Origin of the sequence: Thalassobaculum fulvum (genome assembly GCF_014652915.1) — a bacterium.
GTDB lineage: Bacteria > Pseudomonadota > Alphaproteobacteria > Thalassobaculales > Thalassobaculaceae > Thalassobaculum_A > Thalassobaculum_A fulvum.
Map to the genome: position 1 here is coordinate 253206 of NZ_BMZS01000009.1, position 21448 is coordinate 274653.

18 protein-coding genes are annotated in these 21448 nt (G+C 70.9%); 16 read left to right on the forward strand and 2 right to left on the reverse strand.

Annotation, left to right across the window (positions count from 1 at the left end; genetic code table 11):
• Positions 1-30 precede the first annotated feature (30 nt).
• The 13 genes from IE246_RS19330 to IE246_RS19390 all read left to right on the forward strand — a co-directional run bounded on the left by IE246_RS19330 (position 31) and on the right by IE246_RS19390 (position 12728).
• On the forward strand, positions 31-759 hold the full coding sequence (locus tag IE246_RS19330; protein WP_189992701.1) for a transaldolase: 729 nt from the start codon (positions 31-33) through the stop codon (positions 757-759).
• Between the two features lie 20 nt (positions 760-779).
• The gene (locus IE246_RS19335) at positions 780-1793 is read left to right on the forward strand and encodes an NAD-dependent epimerase/dehydratase family protein (protein WP_189992703.1); all 1014 of its coding nucleotides are present in this window, start codon (positions 780-782) and stop codon (positions 1791-1793) included.
• On the forward strand, positions 1790-3331 hold the full coding sequence (locus IE246_RS19340) for a PfkB family carbohydrate kinase (protein WP_189992705.1): 1542 nt from the start codon (positions 1790-1792) through the stop codon (positions 3329-3331). The genes IE246_RS19335 and IE246_RS19340 overlap by 4 nt, the downstream gene beginning before the upstream one ends.
• Before the next feature lie 24 nt (positions 3332-3355).
• Entirely contained in the window at positions 3356-4300 is a 945-nt protein-coding gene (locus IE246_RS19345) for a Gfo/Idh/MocA family protein (RefSeq protein WP_189992707.1), read from the forward strand.
• Entirely contained in the window at positions 4297-5580 is a 1284-nt protein-coding gene (locus IE246_RS19350; RefSeq protein ID WP_189992709.1) for a UDP binding domain-containing protein, read from the forward strand. The genes IE246_RS19345 and IE246_RS19350 overlap by 4 nt, the downstream gene beginning before the upstream one ends.
• A gap of 17 nt (positions 5581-5597) precedes the next feature.
• The gene (locus IE246_RS19355; protein WP_189992710.1) at positions 5598-6479 is read left to right on the forward strand and encodes an NAD-dependent epimerase/dehydratase family protein; all 882 of its coding nucleotides are present in this window, start codon (positions 5598-5600) and stop codon (positions 6477-6479) included.
• A 19-nt stretch (positions 6480-6498) separates the two neighbouring features.
• Positions 6499-7158: a class I SAM-dependent methyltransferase gene (locus IE246_RS19360; RefSeq protein WP_189992712.1), complete on the forward strand. Its 660-nt coding sequence runs from the start codon at positions 6499-6501 to the stop codon at positions 7156-7158.
• A 13-nt stretch (positions 7159-7171) separates the two neighbouring features.
• Complete coding sequence (locus tag IE246_RS19365) at positions 7172-8023, forward strand: transketolase (RefSeq protein WP_189992714.1); 852 nt, start codon at positions 7172-7174, stop codon at positions 8021-8023.
• Entirely contained in the window at positions 8020-8940 is a 921-nt protein-coding gene (locus IE246_RS19370; protein ID WP_189992716.1) for a transketolase family protein, read from the forward strand. Before IE246_RS19365 ends, IE246_RS19370 begins: the two co-directional genes overlap by 4 nt.
• Positions 8941-8948: 8 nt before the next feature.
• Positions 8949-9830, forward strand: coding sequence for an NAD-dependent epimerase/dehydratase family protein (locus tag IE246_RS19375; protein WP_189992717.1), 882 nt, complete (start codon positions 8949-8951; stop codon positions 9828-9830).
• A complete protein-coding gene (locus IE246_RS19380; protein ID WP_189992719.1) occupies positions 9830-11119 on the forward strand; it encodes a nucleotide sugar dehydrogenase in 1290 nt (429 codons plus the stop codon). Before IE246_RS19375 ends, IE246_RS19380 begins: the two co-directional genes overlap by 1 nt.
• Before the next feature lie 81 nt (positions 11120-11200).
• On the forward strand, positions 11201-11959 hold the full coding sequence (locus tag IE246_RS19385) for a calcium-binding protein (RefSeq protein WP_189992721.1): 759 nt from the start codon (positions 11201-11203) through the stop codon (positions 11957-11959).
• Between the two features lie 40 nt (positions 11960-11999).
• Entirely contained in the window at positions 12000-12728 is a 729-nt protein-coding gene (locus IE246_RS19390; protein ID WP_189992723.1) for a polyphosphate kinase 2 family protein, read from the forward strand.
• A gap of 10 nt (positions 12729-12738) precedes the next feature.
• Here IE246_RS19390 and IE246_RS19395 read toward each other — a convergent pair whose 3' ends face one another.
• Positions 12739-13179 carry a PAS domain-containing protein gene (locus IE246_RS19395; protein WP_189992724.1) on the reverse strand — a complete coding sequence of 147 codons (441 nt, stop codon included), beginning with the start codon at positions 13177-13179 and terminating at the stop codon, positions 12739-12741.
• A 309-nt stretch (positions 13180-13488) separates the two neighbouring features.
• Between IE246_RS19395 and IE246_RS19400 the strand changes: the two genes are divergently transcribed.
• On the forward strand, positions 13489-17073 hold the full coding sequence (locus IE246_RS19400; protein WP_189992726.1) for a PAS-domain containing protein: 3585 nt from the start codon (positions 13489-13491) through the stop codon (positions 17071-17073).
• Complete coding sequence (locus tag IE246_RS19405; protein WP_189992728.1) at positions 17070-17564, forward strand: response regulator; 495 nt, start codon at positions 17070-17072, stop codon at positions 17562-17564. The genes IE246_RS19400 and IE246_RS19405 overlap by 4 nt, the downstream gene beginning before the upstream one ends.
• 24 nt (positions 17565-17588) lie before the next feature.
• On the opposite strand, the gene IE246_RS19410 is transcribed toward IE246_RS19405, so the two are convergent.
• Positions 17589-19625: an aminopeptidase P family protein gene (locus tag IE246_RS19410; RefSeq protein ID WP_189992730.1), complete on the reverse strand. Its 2037-nt coding sequence runs from the start codon at positions 19623-19625 to the stop codon at positions 17589-17591.
• A gap of 141 nt (positions 19626-19766) precedes the next feature.
• Here IE246_RS19410 and IE246_RS19415 point away from each other — a divergent pair, with 141 nt between their 5' ends.
• Positions 19767-21347: a trimethylamine methyltransferase family protein gene (locus IE246_RS19415; RefSeq protein WP_189992732.1), complete on the forward strand. Its 1581-nt coding sequence runs from the start codon at positions 19767-19769 to the stop codon at positions 21345-21347.
• Positions 21348-21448 lie beyond the last annotated feature (101 nt).

The following is a 21448-nucleotide window of genomic DNA, read 5'->3' on the forward strand; positions in this document are numbered from 1 at the left end:
ACGCGCGGGCCGGCGACCTGGAGGACGAGCATGACGGTCAAATCGGTCGACGACCTCAAGATCAAGATCTTCGCCGACGGTGCCGATCTCGAGGGAATGAAGGCGATGGCCGCCAAGCCCTGGATCAAGGGGCTGACGACCAATCCGACGCTGATGCGCAAGGCCGGCGTGACCGACTACGCCGCCTTCGCCCGCCAGGTCCTCGACGCCATCACCGACAAGCCGATCTCGTTCGAGGTGTTCGCCGACGATCCCGACGAGATGATCGCGCACGGCCGGGTGATCGGCGGCTGGGGGCCGAACGTCAACGTGAAGATCCCGGTGACCAACACCGCCGGCCAGTTCATGGGCGCGCCGATCTCGGCGCTGTCGAAGGCAGGCGTGGTGGTCAACGTGACCGCGATCATGACCCCGGGCCAGGTCGAGGCGGTGGCCGAGGCGCTGGATCCCGAGACCCCGGCGATCGTGTCGGTGTTCGCCGGCCGGGTCGCCGACACCGGCCGCGACCCGGTGCCGCTGATGTCGGCCTGCCTGGAGGTCCTGAAGACCCGGCCGAAGGCGGAGCTGCTGTGGGCCAGCCCGCGCGAGCTGCTGAACATCATCCAGGCCGACGCCATGGGCTGCCACATCATCACCGTCACCAACGACCTGCTGGCCAAGCTCGGCGGCCTCGGCAAGGACCTCGACCAGTTCAGCCTGGAGACCGTCCGGATGTTCGAGGGCGACGCCAAGGCGGCCGGCTACACCATCCCCAGCTGACCCGGATCGGAAAGCCACCCATGGCGGACAAGCCTTACGCGGTCGTCACCGGCGGCGCGGGATTCATCGGCAGCCACATGGTAGACCTGCTGCTGTCGCGCGGCTATCGCGTGCGGGCGATCGACAACCTGACCGGTGGGCGCGAGCTCAACCTGGCCCATCACGGCGACAGCCCGGACCTGGTCCGCGATTTCCGCGACATCCGGGCCCTGGCGGCCGACGACGACGCCTTCGCGGGCGCGCGCTACGTGTTCCACTTCGCCGGCATCGGCGACATCGTGCCGTCGATCGAGCGGCCGCTGGAATACATGGAGGTCAACGTCCAGGGCACCGCCCGGGTGCTCGAGGCGTCGCGCAACGCCGGCGTGAAGAAGCTGGTCTATGCGGCCTCGTCGTCCTGCTACGGCCTGGCCGACACCCCGACCCGCGAGGATCATCCGATCCGCCCGCAGTATCCCTACGCGCTCTCGAAGTACCAGGGCGAGCAGGCGGCGTTCCACTGGCAGCAGGTGTACGGCCTGCCGGTCAACTCGGTGCGGATCTTCAACGCCTACGGCACGCGGTCGCGGACCTCGGGCGCCTACGGCGCGGTGTTCGGCGTGTTCCTGCGCCAGAAGATCGCCGGCACCCCGTTCACCGTGGTCGGCGACGGCACCCAGACCCGCGACTTCCTGTTCGTCACCGACGTGGCCCGCGCCTTCCTGGCGGCGGCCGAGACCGACCGGACCGGCGAGACCTGGAACCTGGGCGCCGGCAACCCGCAGTCGGTCAACCGGCTGGTCGAGCTGCTGGGCGGCGAGAAGGTGCACATTCCGAAGCGGCCGGGCGAGCCCGACTGCACCTGGGCGGACATCTCCAAGATCACGCGCGACCTCGGCTGGAAGCAGGAAGTCTCGTTCGAGGAGGGCGTCGGCCGGATGCTGGCCCAGCTCGACTACTGGCGCGAGGCGCCGTTGTGGACACCGGACAGCATCGCCCGGGCCACCAAGACCTGGTTCGACTATCTCGGCAAGGAAGGGGGCGACAAGCGGTGATCGACGACGCCTTTAAGCACAAGATCAAATCGGCCGCCGAGATCGCCGAGATCATCGGCGCGCCGCCGCGCAAGACCAAGATCGTGATGTGCCACGGCACCTTCGACCTGGTCCATCCCGGACACATCCGGCACCTGGTGTACGCCCGCTCGAAGGGCGCCAAGCTGGTGGTCGGCGTGACCGCCGACGCGCACGTCAAGAAGGCGGACCACCGGCCGTTCGTGCCCGAGGGCCTGCGCGCCATGAACCTGGCGGCGCTGGAGACCGTCGACTACGTGACGATCGACCCGAACGCGACGCCGATCGAGAACATCCTGACGATCAAGCCCGACTACTTCGTGAAGGGCTACGAGTACCAGAAGGGCGGCCTGCACCCGCGTACTGCGGAGGAGAAGCAGGCGGTCGAGAGCTACGGCGGCGAGGTCATCTTCACGCCGGGCGACATCGTGTACTCGTCGTCGGCGATCATCGAGTCCGGCCCGCCTGACCTGGCGGTCGAGAAGCTGATCAACCTGCTGGACGGCGAGAACCGCAGCTTCGACGACCTGAAGCGAGCAGTCGAGGGGCTGGCCGGCGCGCGGGCGCACGTCGTCGGCGACACCATCGTCGACTCGCTGACCGTCACCTCGATGATCGGCGCCAGCGGCAAGACCCCGACCATCAGCGTTCGCTACGAGGGCAAGCGCGACTATGTCGGCGGCGCCGGCATCGTGGCCAAGCACGTGAAGGCCGCCGGGGCCGAGGTCACCTTCTCGACGGTGCTCGGCGAGGATGCGCTTGCCGACTTCGTGCGCCAGGACCTGGCCGAGGCCGGCGTCACGCTGAACGCGATCGTCGATCCGACCCGGCCGACCATCAACAAGAACGCCATCGTCGCCGACGGCTACAGGATGCTGAAGATCGACACGCTCGACAACCGGGCGGTGTCGGAGCAGATCTGCAAGCAGCTCTGCAAGGCGATCCGCGAGGTGCCGTCGGACGCCGTGATGTTCAGCGACTTCCGGCACGGCATATTCAGCCGGGAATCGATCCCGCAGATGACCGACGCGATCCCGGCTGGCCGCTTCAAGGTCGCCGACAGCCAGGTCGCGAGCCGCTGGGGCAACATTCTGGAGTTCCGGGGCTTCGACCTGATCACCCCGAACGAGAAGGAAGCCCGGTTCTCGCTGGGCGACCAGGACACGGTCATCCGGCCGCTCGGCAACAAGCTGTACGACGAGGCGCAGTGCCGGGTGCTGATCCTCAAGCTCGGCGCCCGCGGCCTGATGACCTTCCGCGAGGCCGGCGGCGAGCCGCGCAGCTTCTTCGGGGTCGACAGCTTCGCCGACCACGTGGTCGACGCGGTCGGCTCCGGCGACGCGCTGCTGGCCTATGCCACGCTCGCGCTCAAGACCACCGGCGACCCGGTGATCGCGTCGATTCTGGGGGCGATGGCGGCGGCCGCCGAGTGCGAGTTGGACGGCAACATCCCGGTCGAGCCGGAGATGGTGCTGAAGAAGATCGAGACCTACGAGCGCCGCGCCAATTTCGGCGGCTGACCGGAACCGAGGGGCGAGGCGGAGATGCGGGTCGTCATCGTCGGGTACGGCGTGCAGGGACGCAAGCGCAGGGCCGTCGCCGGCGACGAGGTCGTGGCGGTGATCGACCCGGTGGCGCCGGAGGCCACCGCCAGGCGCCTGCAGGACGTGGCGTTCCACGAGTTCGACGCGGCGGTCGTCTGCACCCCGGACGAGCCCAAGCCGGAACTGCTGAAGGCGCTCCTCGGCGCCGGCAAGCACGTGCTGGTCGAGAAGCCGCTGGTCGCCGAGCACGACTGGATACTGGAGGAGCTGTCGGAGATCGCCGCTTCCACCGGCGCGGTCTGCGTCACCGCCTACAATCACCGCTTCGAACCGCACTACATGCGGATGCGCGACCTGATCCACTCCGGCCGGCTCGGGCGGATCTACAGCGTGCGGATGTTCTACGGCAACGGTACCGCCCGGCTGGTGCGCGAGAGCGCCTGGCGGGACCAGGGGGCGGGCGTGCTGCCCGACCTCGGCTCGCACCTGCTGGACACCCTGAAGGTCTGGTTCCCGGAGGCCGACCGCTGGGAGTACGGAATCCGGGTCGCGCGCCGGCACGAGAACCGTTCGTTCGACCAGGTGGTGGTCGCCGCCGATCCCGAGGAGGGGCCGACCGTCCAGCTCGAGATGACCATGCTGTCGTGGCGCAACCACTTCACCTGCGACGTGTTCGCAGAGAATGGCAGCGCCCACATCGAGTCGCTGTGCAAGTGGGGGCCCAGCACCTTCACCCACCGCACCCGCGTGCTGCCCAGCGGCCGCCCGCCCGAGGAGGCGGTGACACTGGTGCAGGCCGACCCGACGTGGGAGGCCGAGTACGCCCATTTCAAGCAGCTCTGCGAGCGGGGCCACGGCACCGAGATCGGCAACGACCTGTGGCTCAACCGCACGCTCCGCGGCCTCGCGCAGGAGGCCTTCGACCGCTTCGGTGAAACCGCATGACCGGCACATCCCCCACTGGTCCCGTCATCGCCTATTGCGGCATGACCCATCTCGGCCTGGTGTCCGGCACCGCGGCCGCCGCCAAAGGCTTCGAGACCGTCCTGTTCGACCCCGACCCGGCGCTGATCGCCCGGCTCGAGCGGGCCGAGCTGCCGGTGTCCGAGCCGGACCTGGACGCCACCTTCGCCGCCAGCCGCCAGCGCCTGACCGTGACCGCGGACCCGGTCGACCTGGCGCGTGCCGACGTCGTCTACCTGGCGCCCGACGTGCCGACCGACGACACCGGGGCCAGCGACCTGTCGGCGGTCGAGCGGCTGCTCGACGTCGTGCGCCCGGCGCTGCGCGAGGACGCCACCCTGGTGATCCTCAGCCAGGTGCCGCCGGGCTTCACCCGCGGCATCCGGGGCGTGCGCGGGCCGCTGCACTACCAGGTCGAGACCCTGGTGTTCGGCATCGCCCTGCAGCGCGCGCTGGAGCCGGAGCGCTACATCGTCGGCTGCGCCGACCCGTCGGCGCCGCTGCCGGCGCCGTTCCGTGCCTATCTCGAGGCGTTCGGCTGCCCGATCCTGCCGATGCGCTACGAAAGCGCCGAGCTCGCCAAGATCTCGATCAACATGTGCCTGGTCGCCTCGGTCGGGGTCGCCAACACCATGGCCGAGATCTGCGAGCACGTCGGGGCCGACTGGGCCGAGATCGCCCCGTCGCTGAAGCTCGACCGGCGGATCGGCGCCTACAGCTACCTCACACCGGGCCTCGGCCTCGCCGGCGGCAACCTGGAGCGCGACCTGGCGACGGTGATGCGCCTCGGTGCGGCGCACCAGACCGACACCGGCATCGTCAAGGCCTGGGTCGCCAACTCGCAATGGCGCAAGGGCTGGGCGGCCCGGACCCTGAAGGCCCGGGTGCTGGACGCCGACCCGAAGGCCAGGGTCGCGGTGCTCGGCCTCGCCTACAAGCAGGACACCCACTCGACCAAGAACTCGCCGTCGCTGGCGCTGCTGGCCGAACTCGACGGCGTCGACGTGGCGGTGCACGACCCGGTGGTGCCGGCTTCGGCGGCACCGGTGCCGGTGACCGCCGGCGCCGACCCGATCGCCACCCTGCGCGGCGCCGACGTGCTGTGCATCATGACGCCGTGGGCCGACTACAAGGCGCTCGACCCGGCCGCGATCGCCGCCGCCATGCGCGGCCGGATCGTGATCGATCCGTACCGGGTACTCGATCCCGACCGGGCGCGGGCCGCCGGCCTGGAGTGGATCACCCTCGGCGTCGCCGACTGACTGCTGGAGACTTGCCCATGCTGACCCATCGTCTCGCCAGCCCGCAGGCCCCGGCCCGGGTGGTCGTGCTCGGCGCCGGATTCATCGGCGGGGCCGCCGCCGACGCGCTCGCCGCGGAGGGCGTTCCGGTCGAGCGCCTGGGCCGCAAGGACGTCGACCTGCTGGCCGACGGTGCCGGCGAGGCCCTGGCCGGGCTGCTGCGCGCCGACGACGTGCTGATGGTCGTGTCGGCCGAGGCGCCGTGCAAGAACGGCGCGATGCTCGAGCGCAACGTCCGCATGATGAACGCGGTGGTCGCGGCCCTGAGGGCGCGGCCGGTCGAGCACGTGATCTACGTGTCGTCCGACGCGGTCTACAGGGACTTCGACGGGCCGCTGACCGAGGCGAGCTGCGCCGAGCCCGGCGCCCTGCACGGCGTCATGCACCTGGCGCGCGAGCGCATGCTGCTGGACGAGGGCGGGGTGCCGGTCGGCATCCTGCGCCCGACCCTGGTGTACGGCGCCGGCGACCCGCACAACGGCTACGGCCCCAACCGGTTCCGGCGGCTGGCGGCCGAGGGCAAGGAGATCGTGCTGTTCGGCGAGGGCGAGGAGCGGCGCGACCACGTGCTGGTCGACGACCTGGCCGAGCTGCTGAAGCGCATGGTCCTGCAGCGCTCGACCGGCGTGCTGAACGGCGCGACCGGCGAGGTCCACAGCTTCCGCGCGATCGCCGAGATGGTCGCGGCGCAGGTCGCCAGCCCGCCGGCCATCAAGGGCAGCCCGCGTTCGGGGCCGATGCCGCACAACGGCTACCGGCCGTTCGACCCGGCGGCGACCTTTCGCGCCTTCCCCGATTTCCGCTATACCGGCCTCGCGGACGGTCTGGCCCTGACCCACAAGCGCGCCACCGCCGCCTGAGCGACCCGAGGAGTACCCCATGGCCGAGGTCAACCTGCTGGCCCGCCTGCCCAAGAGCAAGCGCAACGTGAAGGCGCGCGAGCACGCCAAGACCGACGAGCACATCAAGATCAGCCGGCAGTACGGCGAGATGTATTTCGACGGCCCGCGGGAATACGGCTACGGCGGCTACCGCTACGACGGCCGCTGGGTCCCGATCGCCGAGGACATGGTCGCGCATTTCGGCCTGAAGCCCGGCATGCGGGTGCTCGACGTCGGCGCCGCCAAGGGCTTCCTGGTCAAGGACTTCATGATCGCCTGCCCGGGGCTGGAGGCGTTCGGCCTGGACGTCTCGGAATACGCGCTGAAGCACTGCGAGCCGGAGGTGGTCGGCCGCCTGCACCTGGGCAACGCGGTGTCGCTGCCGTTCCCGGACCACAGCTTCGACGCGGTGATCTCGCTGAACACCCTGCACAACCTGAAGAAGCCGGAGCTGATCGTCGCGCTGCGCGAGATCATGCGGGTGACCAAGGGCAGCAACGCGTTCGTGCAGGTCGACAGCTACCGCACCGAGGAGGAACGGGCGATCTTCCTCGACTGGGTGCTGACCGCGCACACCCACGACTACCCGGACGGCTGGCTGAAGCTGTTCGAGGAGGCCGGTTACACCGGCGACTACTACTGGACCTTGATTTCCTGACGGGAGAGCGTCGATGACCGCACAACCGGGACACAACAGCTTCGACGCCGCGGAGTCGCGCCGCCGCTGCTACCGGTATCGGCGCCGGGTGCTGGACATCTCGCAGAAGGTCGGCGCCCTGCACATCGCCCCGGCGTTCTCCTGCCTGGAGATCAGCGACGCCTGCTACAACGGCCTGATGCGGCCGGCGCCGGCGGGGGCCGCCAAGTCGCCGGACACCTTCCTGATGTCGAAGGGCCATGGCTGCATGGCGCAGTACGTGATCCTCGAGGACATCGGCGTGCTGGCGACCGCCGACCTCGACGCCTACTGCACGCCTGACGGCATCCTCGGCGCCCACCCGGACTACGGCAACCCGGGCATCGAGGCCTCGACCGGCTCGCTCGGCCACGGCCTGTCGATGGCGGTCGGCATCGCGGTCGCCGAGCGCAACATCGCAGGCCCGGGCGGCAATCCGGGCGTGGTGTACTGCGTGCTGTCGGACGGCGAGATGCAGGAAGGCTCGACCTGGGAGGCGATCCTGATGGGCTCGACCCTCGGCCTCTCCAACCTGGTCGCGATCGTCGACAACAACGACTTCCAGTCGCTCGGCCGCACCTCGGAGACCCATCCGAGCTTCTACCCGGTGGTCGAGAAGCTGGAGGCGTTCGGCTGGGAATCCGCCGAGGTCAACGGCCACGACGCCGGCGCGGTGTACGACGCGGTCGCCAACCGCAAGGGCGACCGGCCCTTCTTCCTGGTCGCCAAGACCGTGAAGGGCCGCGGCGTCAGCTACATGGAGAGTGTGCCGATCTGGCACTACCGGGCGCCGAACCCGGCCGAGTACCAGCAGGCCATCGACGAGCTGAAGGAGATCGCGTCGTGAGGAACACCTTCGGAGAGGTCCTGTACGGGCTCGCCAAGGACGACCCGCGCGTCCACATCGTGGTCTCGGACATCTCGCCGGTCGGCTCGATGGCCAAGTTCCGCGAGGAGTTCCCCGAGCGCTTCATCAACGTCGGCGTCGCCGAGCAGTCGATGATCGGCATCTGCGCCGGCTTGGCGCTGCGCGGCATGCGGCCGTTCGCCTACACCATCGCGACGTTCTCGCTGTACCGGCCGTACGAGATGGTGCGCGACGACCTCGGCTACCAGAACCTGCCGGTGACGGTGGTCGGCATCGGCGGCGGCGTCATCTACTCGACCCTGGGCGGCACCCATTACGCCCAGGAGGACATCGCCATCGCCGGGTCGATCCCGAACATGTCGATCATCGCGCCGTGCGACCCGGTCGAGGCGACCGCCGCCACCGAGTGGTTGGTCAAGCGCGAGTCCGGCGGCCCGGTGTACTTCCGCTTCGGCAAGGCCGGCGAGCCGACCCTGACCGGCCCGGACAGCGATCCGTGGGAGTTCGGCAAGCTGCGCTACCTGCGCAAGGGCACCGACGTGGCGGTGCTGTCCTACGGCGTCATCACCAAGATGGCCGGCCAGGTGGCCGACGCGCTGACCGCCGACGGCAAGTCGGTGTCGCTGGCGGTCTGCCACACCCTGAAGCCGCTCGACCGCGACGGCATCGCCGACCTGCTGCGCCGGCACAGCCAGGTCATCGTCATCGAGGAGCACGTCCCGCAGGGCGGGCTGGCGCCGCAGACCAAGCAGATCGCCTGGGACATCCGGGCCGAGTGCCGGCTCGACACCTTCACCCTGAAGGACGAGTTCGTGCACTGCTACGGCAGCCACGAGGACATCCTGGCCGCCCACGGACTGTCGCCGGAGCGTATCCTGGCCGCCGTCCGCGGCTGAGGCGGCGGATGGCGCGGGTCCTCGTCACCGGTGCCGCGGGATTCTCCGGGCGGACCATCGCCCGGCGACTGGTCGCCGCCGGCTGCGAGGTGGTCGCGCACCGGCGCAGGAGCCCGCTGCCGGACGACCTCGCGGCTGCGGCCGCGGTGACCGACTGGCCCGGCGACCTCGCCGAGCTCGACGCGCTGCCGGACGGCGTGGAGGCGGTGGTGCATGCCGCCGCCACCTCGACCCCGACCGGACGCGCCGACGCGGTGCCCGCCGCCGTCCTGATCCGCGACAACGCGCTGGCCAGCGCCCGCCTGGTGGAGGCCGCCAAGGCGGCCGGGGTGCGCCGGTTCGTGTACCTCTCCAGCCTGTCGGTCCACGGCACGGTGAACGAGCGCAGCCTCGACGCCTCGACGCCGATCCGCGAGCCCGATCCCTACGGCGTCTCCAAGCTGATGGGCGAGAGCGTGCTGGCGGCGTCCGGCATCCCGGCGGTGGCGGTCCGCCTGCCGGCGGTGATCGGGCCGGGCGCCGACCGCAACTGGCCGGTGCAGGTGGTCCGCCGGATCCGGCGGCACGAGACCGTGCGCATCTACAACGCCGACGGCCCGTTCAACAACGTGGTGCATGTCGACGACCTCGCCGACTGGATCGCGAGGCTGCTGATCGCCGGCGAGCCGATGCGCGGCTTCAACGCCGTGCCGGTCGCCAGCCGCGAGCCGATCCCGGTGCGCGCCGCGGTGGCCACGATCGCCGCCGGGCTCGGCCTGGACACCCATCTCGAGGAGGTGGTGGCGCCGCGCGCCTCGTTCACCATCGACACGATCGCGGCGCAGAGCCTCGGCTTCCGGCCGTCGGCGACGGTCGACGCCCTCGACCGCTACGCCCGGGACCCGGACTGATGGCCCCGGCGAGCGACCGGGCCGTCGCGGTGATCGGGCTCGGCTATGTCGGGCTGCCGCTGGCGCTGGCGTTCGCGGGGGCCGGGCGGACGGTGGTCGGTTTCGACGTCGACGCCGCTCGGGTTGCCGACCTTGCGCGCGGCATCGATCGCAACGATCCCGACGATCCGGCGATCCGGCTGCCGGCCGGCCTGCGGGTGACCGCCGAGCCGGGCGATCTCGCCGGCTGCGAGGCGTTCGTCGTGGCGGTGCCGACGCCGATCGACGGCGACCGCCGGCCGGACCTGGCGCCGCTGCTGGCCGCCGCCGACCTGCTCGGGCCGGTGCTGCGGCCGGGCGCCCTGGTGGTGGTCGAGTCGACGGTCCATCCGGGCGCGACCGAGGAAGTCTTCGGCCCCCGGCTGGCGGTCGCATCCGGCCTGGCGCGCGGCGACTTCGCGCTCGGCTATTCGCCGGAGCGGATCAACCCCGGCGACCCGGTGCACGGCCTCGCGACCGTCGTGAAGGTGGTGTCCGGCGAGGACGCCGCGACCCTCGACCGGGTGGCGGCACTCTATGCCGACGTGGTGCCGGCCGGCCTGCACCGGGCGCCGTCGATCCGGGTCGCCGAGGCCTCGAAGATCACCGAGAACGTCCAGCGCGACGTCAACATCGCGCTGATGAACGAGCTGGCGCTGGTCTACGACCGGCTCGGCCTGCGCACCGAGGACGTGCTGGCCGCCGCCCGCACCAAGTGGAACTTCGCCCCGTACCGGCCCGGCCTGGTCGGCGGCCACTGCATCGGCGTCGACCCGTACTACCTGATCGCCAAGGCCGAGGCGCACGGCTACTACCCGGAGCTGATCCGCGCCGCCCGGCGGCTGAACGACGGCATGGCCGAGCGGGTCGCGCAGAAGATCGTGGTGCGGCTTTCCGCCGCGGGGATCGCCGTGGCCGGCGCCCGGGTCGGCCTGCTGGGGCTGGCGTTCAAGGAGAACGTCTCGGACGCCCGCAACAGCCAGGCGCCGGTGATCGCCCGGGCGCTGCGCGATCTCGGGGCCGTGCTGCTGGCCGCCGACCCGCTGGTGGATCCCGGAATCGCCCGGCGGGATCTGGGAATCGAGGTGGTCGAGACCGCGGATCTCGTCGACCTGGATGCCCTGGTGCTGGCCAGCCCGCACCGCGGGTTTCTGGCCGAAGGCGCCGCCGGCCTCGGCCGCCGGGTCCGCCCGGGCGGGCTGTTGGTGGACGTGACCTCGGCGCTCGACCCCAGCGACCTCCCCGACGACCGTCACTACTGGAGCTTGTAGGCCGGCACCCTGCCTGTTGGCGTGCGCCCGAACGATTCGCTATGGTTTTCCGAGCGCTATCGGCCAACCTGGGAGGAAGCCATGGCATCTATCGGAGGATCCGACCAAGGCGACGCGCTTATCGGTACCGGGTTCAGCGACCTGATCGTGGCCGGCGGCGGCGACGATACGGTCACGGGCTTTTTCGGCGACGACACGTTGTACGGCAACGACGGCAACGACCGGCTGTCCGGCGGCTTCGGAAACGACCTGATCTACGGCAACAAGGGCGACGACCTTCTGCTGGGCGCCAGCCACTTCGATGTCCTGTACGGGGGCCAGGACAACGACACTCTGTCGGCGGGCAGCGGCGACGACCATCTGTACGGCAACAACGGCAACGACGCGCTGTCCTCCGGGGCCGGCAACGATCTGATCTACGGCAACCAGGGTCTCGACACCCTGCTGGGCAACACCGGCAACGACACGATGTACGGCGGCCAGGGCGACGACGTCATCAGCGCCGGCGACGGCAAGGACCTGCTGTACGGGAACATCGGCGCCGACACCCTGATCGGCGACGCCGGCAGCGACACCATGGACGGTGGCAGCGGCAACGACGTCTTCATTTTCCGCACCGGCAGCGGCGCCGATACGATCAACGGGTTCGAGACTGGCGGCGACATCCTGCAGATCCAGGCCGGCATCAACGGCACCTCGATCACCACCGCCCAGGCGGTCCTGTCGGCGACCAGCGACGTCGCGGGCAACGCCTATATCGACCTCGGAAGTTCCAACGGCATCACCCTGGTCGGGGTCAGCACGGCCAGCCTCAGTACCTCGAACTTCGAGATCATCTGATCGCGCCGGCCCGTGGCGTGCGGGTGCGCGGAGACCGGCCGTGAAGCGCGAGGCGTATGAGGAGGCGCTGACCGAGCGCCAGCACCGGCTGGTGCTGCTGCAGCGCGCCTATGCCCGGCAGAAGCGCTCGGCGGCGCTGGTCCTCGAGGGTTGGGACGCGTCCGGCAAGGGCGGCATCATCCGTCGTGTCGCCTGGGCGATGGACCCCCGGGCCCTGCGCGTCTGGTCGATCGGCCCGCCGAGCGCCGCGGAGCAGCGCGAGCTCTGGATGCAGCGGTTCTGGCGCCGGGTCCCGCGCCGCGGCGAGTTCGTGATCTTCGACCGCTCGTGGTACGGCCGGGTACTGGTCGAGCGGGTCGAGAAGCTGACCGACGAGGCGGCGTGGCGCCGGGGATACGAGGAGATCAACCGGTTCGAGCGCATGCTGGTCGACGAGGGCGTCCGGCTCGTGAAGCTGTTCCTCGACATCACCAAGGAGACCCAGTTCGAGCGTTTCCGGGACCGCTACCGGGAGCCTGCCAAGCGCTGGAAGCTGACCGAGCAGGACCTGCGCAACCGGGCCCGCTGGGACGAGTACGTGACGGCCTACCGGGACATGCGGAAGCATTGCTCGCCGCCGGAGGCGCCCTGGGTGGCGATCGACGCCAACGACAAGCGGACGGCCCGCATCGCGGCGTTCGACGCGATCCTGGAAGGCTTCGGACGCGGGATCGACGTCGAGCCGCCGGAGGCGCCGCCCCTGGTCCAGGCGTTCTTCGACGGTCGCTGAGCCGGCGCGCCTAGTGCTGGTAGCGGAACAGGGCGATCAGGAACCCGACGTCGTCGCCGGTCTCGCCGCGCAGCGGGCACAGAATCCGCTCGTAGACGATGAAGTCCTTGTCCAGCGGCGCCCGCCCGACCAGGAACTGGGCGCAACCGTGCTCCATGACGGTGGCGTAGGACCGCTGGGTCCGGGCATAGCGGACCGGCGAGAAGGTCTCGTCGACATACCGGCCGGTCAGGTCGCGGCGCTGCAGGTCGGCGATGGCGCTGCCGTACAGCCGGTAGCGGAAGCGCAGCCGCCCCGGATCCGACCGCTCCACCTGCAGGATCATGATCCGGCCGAGGTACGGCTTGAGGTCGAGCGGATCGAAGTCGGACCGCCGCGGCAGACCGTCGGGACGGTGCTTCCGGCGCCAGAATTCATAGAATGTCTGGAGTTCCTCCGGCAGGCCGGCCACGTCGGCCGGATCGAAGAGGAAGCGGGAACTGGACCCTTCGCTGTCTGAGGACCCGGCAGGAGAGCCCCCCGACGCATAGTCCGCCATCATCCTGTCAGGCCCCTCTGCCGTGGCGCTGCGGGTGGTTCCCGTGCACTATGGCGCAGCCTCCTTCGGTTGACGAGGGTTTGATTGTCAACGGGTTGCGGGTGGCCGGGCTCGTCCCGGCACGGTCCGGGGGCGGGCTGGTCCGAGGCCACCGGGGAACCGGGTTCCACGCTCGCAGGTGTCGGCGGTACAATCCGCTCCGTGCAGGGTGGAGGAGCCGCAATGGCAGTGTCGACCGGGTGCGACGCCATCGCGCCAGCCGGCATCGAGGAACGGTCGCTGGTCGACTGCCTCGACGAGGCGGTGGTCGCTGTCGATTCCGCCGGCAGGATCGTGGTGTGGAATCCGGCCGCCGCGCGCCTGTTCGGCATACCCGGGCCGACGGCGATGGGGGCGTCCCGGACGCTCATCGAGCCGGCGGAAGAGCCGGAGGGCTGGTCGGCGGAGGTCCTGCAGGGGCGCCCGCGGCGATTTCGGGCGACCCGGGTCGACGGGCACCGGCGCCCGCTGCTGGTCGACGTGACCGCCAGTCCGCTGGTCGGCCCGGACGGCGGGATCGCGGGGCTGGTGCAGATCCTGCGGCCGGTCCCGCAACTCGGCCGGCGGATGCTGATCCAGCTCGCCGAGGACATGGCGCGGATCGGGCACTGGCGGATCGAGCCGGACACCGGCCGGCAGATCTGGTCCGACGAGGTCTACCGGATCCATGGCCTCGCCCCTCGCAGTTCGGCGCCGACGCCGCAGAGCGCGCTCGAGCTCTACCACCCCGACGACCGGGAGCGGGTGACGGCGGCCATTTCGGAGGCGGTGCGCCGCGGCGTCGACCTGGCGTTCGAGGCCCGGGTGGTGCGGCCCGACGGCGAGCTCCGGCGCGTCGTCTGCCGCGGCACCACCGAGCGCGGCGCCGACGGTCGTGTCACGGCCGTCGTCGGGGTGCTGCAGGACGTCACCGACCAGGTCAGCCGCGAACAGGCCCTGGCCGAGCGCGAGCGATCGTCGCGGATCCTGCGCGAGGCGATCGATGCCGTGCAGGATTCGATCTCGGTGTACGACGAGCAGGACCGCTTCGTCGTGGCCAACCGGAAGTTCTTCGAGCTGTACCCGTACCTCGAGAACGAGGCCAATCTGCGCGGCAAGACCTTCGAGGACGTGCTGCGGATCAGCCTGCGGAACCGGGTCCACATGGACCACTGGTCGCTGGCCGATCCGGAAGGATACGTGCAGGAGAGGCTCCGCGACCGCCAGGAAGGCCGGCAGATGCCGGAGCGCCGGCTGTGGAACGGCCGCTGGTACATCATTCGGGAGAACCGGACCCCCAGCGGCTACACGATCAGCACCCGGATCGACATCACCGACCGCAAGAGCGCCGAGATCGAGCTGGCCGCGACCTCGGCGTTCCTGCAGACCACGCTCGACACCATGCCGAACGCGCTGATCGCCTTCGACAGCGAGAACCGGCTGGTGGCGTGGAACCGCGCGTATGCCGAGATGGTGCGGCTGGACCCGGAGCTGCTGGCACGCGGGCGCCCGTTGCGGGGGGTCGCCAAGGACGTGCTGCGGAGCATGCCTTCGACGGAGTCGGGCATCCGTCCGATGTTCCGGCACATCGCGAGGCACGAGGCCGCGGATTTCGAGTGGCTGCGGGAGGACGGGTCGGTGTTCGCCGTTCTCGGCCGGACCATGTCCGACGGCGGCTACATGACCCTGTTCCGGGATGTAACGGCGGAGCGGCAGGCCCAGGCGCGGGCCGCCGAGTTCGAGCAGCGCCTCAGCGACGCCCTGGAGGCGATGTCGGAAGGCTTCGCCCTGTTCGATGCCGACGACGTCCTGGTGCTGTGCAACGAGACCTACCGGTCGATCTACGGCGAAAGCTCGACGTTCATCCGGGTCGGACGGCGGTTCGAGGACATGGTTCGCGACAGCGTCGCCGCCGGACAGTTCCCGGCGGCGATCGGGCGCGAGGAGGAGTGGATCGCCGAGCGGCTGCGCGCCCATCGCAATCCGCCCGAGCAGCCGGCCCTGCAGACCCTGTCGGACGGCCGGGTGCTGATGGTCGCCGAGTATCGGACCAAGGAAGGCGGATGCGTCGGGATCCGGGCCGACATCACCGAGCGGGTTCGCACCGAGCACGACCTGCGTGCCGCCCGGGACGCCCTCGAGGAGCAGGCGCGGTCGCTCCGGGACCTCGCCGGGCAGATCGATGCCGCCCGCCGCCGGGCCGAGGAGGCCGGGGCCGCCAAGTCGCGGTTCCTGGCCATGATGAGCCACGAGTTGCGAACCCCGATGACCGGGCTGCTCGGCATGATCGAGCTGATCTCCCGGACGCCGCTGGACGCCGAGCAACGGGCGTTCGTGAGCACAATGCGGGAATCGGCGGAGACCCTGCTGGCGCTGCTCAACGACATCCTCGACTACTCGAAGCTGGAGGCCGGCAAGGTGCAGATCGAAGAGATCGCCTTCGATCCGGCGCAGGTCATGAGGGACGTCGTCGGGCTGTTTCAGGCCCAGGCCTCCGCCAAGGGGCTGGTCCTGGCGGGCGAGGTACGGCCGACCGTGCCGTCCTGGGTTCGGGGCGACCCGCTGCGGGTCAAGCAGATCCTGTCGAACCTGGTGTCTAACGCCATCAAGTTCACCGCCGCCGGCAATATCGTGATGGAGCTTTCGGCTGCCGAGGGACCGAACGGCACGATCCGGCTGCAGGGCCGGGTGTCGGACACCGGACAAGGCATCGATCCCGACATCCAGCAGAACCTGTTCCAGGCGTTCGAGCAGGGCGACACCAGCACCACCCGCCGGTTCGGCGGCACCGGTCTCGGCCTCGCCATCTCGCGCCGGCTGGTCGAAGGCATGGGCGGCGAGATCACCGTCGAGAGCGAGCCGGGCAAGGGCGCCACCTTCCGGTTCTCGGTGCTGGTGAGCATCGCCGCGGTGCCGCCGGCAGGGGGACCCGAGGCCGACGATGCCGACGACGGGCCGCTGCCGCCGCTGCGGGTCCTGCTGGCCGAGGACAACGACGTGAACCGCATGCTGGTGTCCAAGGTCCTGGCGCAGTCGGGCCATCGCGTGGACGAGGTGAGCGACGGACGCGAGGCGTTGCGGGCCGCGGTCCGCGTCGACTACGACGTGATCCTGATGGACATGCAGATGCCGGTCATGGACGGCATGGAGGCGACCCGGGCGATCCGGACCCTGCCGGACGAGGCGGCCGACGTCCCGATCGTGGCGCTGACCGCCGACGCCATGCCGGAGCACCGGCAGATGTACCTCGATGCCGGCGTCGACGCGTTGCTGACCAAGCCGGTCGACTGGCGGATGCTGAACCGGACGCTCGCGCGGGTGGTGCGGGGCGAGCGGACCGCGGTCGCCGAGGTGTCCCGGCCGTCGCCGGTTCCGGCGCCGCCCGAAGCGACGCTCGAAGTTCTGCCGGTGTTCGATCGCGCCAGGGTCGAGGACGGGCTCGGCGTGCTGCCGCCGCAGCGCGTGGCGAGCATGCTCGCCATGCTGCCGTCGGAGATCGAGCGGCGGCTCGGCGAGTACCGCTCGGCGCTGGAGGCGGAGGATCTGCCGACCGCCCGCCGTGCCGCCCATACCCTGAAGGGGCTGGCGGCCAATTTCGGCGCGGCCCGGCTGGAGGCGGTGTCGCGCGCCGCCGAAGCGGCGTGCGGCTCGCTGGGGTCGGCCCGTGCCGCGGTCCCGCTGATCGAAGAGGCCGTGCGGGCGACGGCCGTTGTGGCCGGGGAACTGAGTGTGGCATTCGGGGACAGGGCGGCCCCGGGCGACCCCAGTGGAGGGCAGGGAACGATATGAAGACCATCGACTTCAGTCAGCTAAGGGTGCTCTTGGTTGACGATGATCGTCCGACTCGTGAGATGGTCGTCGAGATCCTCGAAGCGGCCGGAATCGGCCGCGTCGACCGGGCAGCCAACGGGCAGGAGGCGTTCAACCGGCTGCGCGAGAGCCTGCCGGACCTCATCGTCTCCGATGTGATGATGGAGCCGATGGACGGCATCACCTTCACGCGTCGCATCCGCACGCACCGGGAGTCGCCGAGCCAGAACATCCCGGTCATCCTGCTGACCGCACACACCGACCTGACCACCGTGCTGGAGGCGCGGGACGCCGGCGTGAACGCCTTCGTGGCGAAGCCGGTCTCGATCGACGAACTGAAGCGCAAGATCACGCTGGTCCTCAACGATCCGCGCGCGTTCATCCGCTCCGAGGACTATGTCGGGCCGGACCGCCGGGTGCGCGCCAAGCCGCTCGGCGGCCGCCCGGACCGACGCAAGAAGCCGGAGTGACGGCGGCCGCCGGCCGACCGCCGTTCAGGCGTCGAGCAGGGCCGTCGCCGTCTCCAGCCATTCGCGTTCGGCCGCGTCGAGCGCCGGCGCCACCCGCCGCCGAACCGTCGCGTGGTAGGCGTCGATCCAGGCGCGCTCCTCGAAGCTCAGGAGGGCCGGCTCGATCAGCCGCCGGTCGATCGGCGCGAAGGTCAGGGTCTCGAACGCCAGCATCGGCCGGCCGGTGTCCTGCGCCGGTTCCGACTCGACCGTCAGCAGCAGGTTCTCGATGCGGATGCCGTAGCCGTCCGGCTTGTAGTAGCCGGGCTCGTTCGACAGGATCATGCCGGCCTCGATGACCGCCTTGCCGGCCGACGAGATGCGCTGCGGCCCTTCGTGCACGCCGAGGAAGCTGCCGACCCCGTGCCCGGTGCCGTGGTCGAAATCGAGCCCCTCCTTCCACAGGAACTGGCGGGCCAGCGCGTCGAGCTGGCTGCCGGTGGTGCCGGCCGGGAACCGCGCGGTGGCGATCGCGATGTGTCCCTTCAGCACCAGGGTGAAGCGCTCGCGCATCTCCTGGGTCGGGGTGCCGATGGCCACCGTCCGGGTGATGTCGGTGGTGCCGTCCAGGTACTGGGCGCCGGAGTCGATCAGGTAGAGGCTGCCGCTTTCCAGCGGGCGGTCGGTTTCCGCCGTCACCCGGTAGTGGACGATGGCGCCGTTCGGGCCGGCGCCGGAGATCGTCGCGAAGCTCGGGCCCCGCCAGCGCTCGCCGACCGACCGGAAGCGTTCCAGGGCCTCGGCCGCCGCCAGCTCGGTCACCCGTCCGGCCGCCGTACTGTCGTCGATCCACTTCAGGAAGCGGGCGACTGCGGCGGCGTCGCGCACATGGGCGGCGCGCGTACCGGCGATCTCGACCGGGTTCTTGCGGGCCCGCGGCCGGATGCACGGGTCCTCGCCGGTGACCACGGTGGCACCGGCCTCCGCCAGCCGCTGGTGCAGCCATTCGCTGGCGGTGTCCGGGTCCAGCGAGACCGTGGCGCCGGCCTCGCCGAGATCGTCGAGCGCCTGGCCGATCGCCTCGAACGGCCGCAGGCTGACCTGGTTGCCGAGGGCCGCGCGGGTCGCGGCGTCGCACTTGGCGGGGTCCAGGAACAATTCGACGCTGCCGTCGCGGGCCACCGTGGCGTAGCACAGCGGCAGCGGGGTGTAGGGCACGTCGCGGCCACGGATGTTGAGCAGCCAGGCGATCGACTCCGGCTGGTTCAGCACCGCGACGCCGGCGTCGCGTTCGGCGAGGATGCCGGCGACCAGCGCCCGCTTGGCGGCGGCCGTCACGCCGGAGATCTCCGCCGGCAGCGCCTCGACCCGGCCGAGCGGTGCCGGCGGGCGGTCGCTCCAGACCCGGTCGACCGGGTTGTCCTCGAGCGCCATCAGGGTGCCGCCGGCCTGCCGGACCGCGTCGTGCAGCCGCTTCGCGGCGTTGACCGAGTGCAGCCGGGGGTCGTAGCCGAGACGGCGGCCCGCCAGATGCTCGCCGATGTACGCGGCGGCCGGCGTGCGGATCAGGTGGCGGATCTCCCAGCGCCCGGTGTCGACCTGCCGGCCGGCCTGCAGGGTGTAGCGCCCGTCGACGAACAGGGCGGCGCGCTCCGGCAGCACCACCACGGTCCCGGCCGATCCGGTGAAGCCGGTCAGCCAGGCCAGCCGCTCGGCCGACGGCGGGATGTACTCGCCCTGGTGCTCGTCGGCGCGCGGCAGGATCAGGCCGTCGACCCCGGCCTCGTGCAGCGCCGCGCGCAGCCGCTCCAGCCGCGACGGGTCGGCCGCCGGCTCCGCCGGTCGCAGGGCGTCGCGCAGGGCGGTCAGGGCGTCGGCGGTCTCCGGGGCCGCGTCCGGCGCCACCAGGCCGAGCCAGGCGTCCGCCGGGTACGGGTCGGGCGAGGCGGCGATCCGGGACAGCGTCGCGCGCAGGTCGGCCGGGCTGCCGGCGATGCCGGCACCGGCCATCAGTCGGGCGAGCTCGTCGTCAGCCTGCGGGGCAGCGGCCGGCTGGGCGGCGGTCGAATCAGGGGCGGTCATCGAGGGTCTCCGTGTCCGATCGGGCAATTCGACCCGGCGGGGATGTCGAGTCAAGCCCACGGAGGGTCGGTTCCCGGCTCGACTCCCGACAAACCGCCTGCGCAGAGTCGTCGGGACCTGCCACGAATACGGGAGCGCAGCATGTCGACCGAGGTCACGCCCGAATCCGACAGCGAGCGCCACGGGGGCGAGGCTGCAACCGGCCGGCGCGGCGCCCGGCGCGGCCGGCGCGACGGCCCGGCCGGCATCGAGCAGCCGCCGTTCCGCCGGATCTTCAACCCTTACCCGCCGATGCGGGCGGTCAGCGACGACGAGTTGGAGGCGATCCACCAGGCCTCGCTGACGGTGCTCGAGGAGATCGGCATCGACTTCCTGCTGCCGGAGGCGCGCGACCGCCTGAAGGCCGCGGGCCAGCGGGTCGACGGCGAGCGGGTGCGGTTCGACCGCGGCTTCATCGAGGAGCGGATCCGGACGATCCCGCCGTCGTTCACCCTGCACGCCCGGAACCCGGCGCGGAACGTCGGGGTCGGCGGCAACGAGATCGTGGTCTGCCAGATCGCCAGCGCGCCGAACGTCTCCGACCTCGCCGGCGGCCGCCGGCCCGGCAACCGCAGGGACTTCCAGAACCTGGTGAAGCTCGGCCAGGTGCTGAACGCGATCCACGTGTTCGGCGGCTACCCGGTGGAGCCGGTCGACATCCATCCCTCGGTCCGCCACCTGGAGGCGCTGCGCGACATCCTGACGATGTCCGACAAGGCGGTGCACGCCTACTCGCTGGGCCGCGAGCGCATCGAGGACGGCATCGAGCTGGTGCGGATCGCCCGCGGGGTCGGCCGCGAGCAGATGGAGCGCGAGCCGAGCCTGTTCTCGATCATCAACTCGTCGTCGCCGCTGCGCCTCGACTACCCGATGCTGCAGGGCGTCATCACCATGGCCGAGGCCGGCCAGCCGACCGTGATCACGCCGTTCACCCTGGCCGGCGCCATGGCGCCGGTGACGGTGGCCGGCGCGCTGGTCGAGCAGAACGCCGAGGCCCTCGCCGGCCTGGCGTTCAGCCAGGTGGTGAAGCCCGGCGCCCCGGTCGCCTATGGCGGCTTCACCTCGAACGTCGACATGAAGTCGGGGGCGCCGGCCTTCGGGACGCCCGAGTACATGAAGGCGGCGCTGGTCGGCGGCCAGCTGGCGCGCCGCTACAACGTGCCGTACCGGTCGTCGAACGCCAACGCCGCCAACGTGCCCGATGCCCAGGCGGCGTGGGAGAGCGTGTTCTCGCTGTGGGGCGCGGTGATGGGCGGGGTCAACATCCTCAAGCACGCCTGCGGCTGGATGGAGGGCGGGCTGTGCGCGTCCTTCGAGAAGATGGTCATGGACGCCGACATGGTGCAGATGCTGGCGGCGTTCCTCGACCCGCTGGTGGTCGACGACGACACCCTGGCGCTCGAGGCGATGCGCGACGTCGGCCCGGGCGGCCACTTCTTCGGCACCGCCCACACCCAAGCCCGCTTCAAGACCGCGTTCTTCGCGCCGATGGTGTCGGACTGGCGCAACTACGAGAGCTGGCAGGAGGCCGGCTCGCCGGACGCCCTGACCCGCTCGGCCGCGCTGTCCGACCGGCTGATCGCCGAATGGCAGGCGCCGCCGATGGACCCGGCGATCCGCGAGGAGCTCGACGCGTTCGTCGCCAAGCGGACCGAGCAGGGCGGGGCGCCGACGGATTTCTGAGGGAGCGCCGTGTCGTGGGTCCCGGATCAAGTCCGGGATGAGGCTGCAGGAAGGAACACTCCAACCGCCTCATCCCGGCCGGAGCGCAGCGCAGAGCCGGG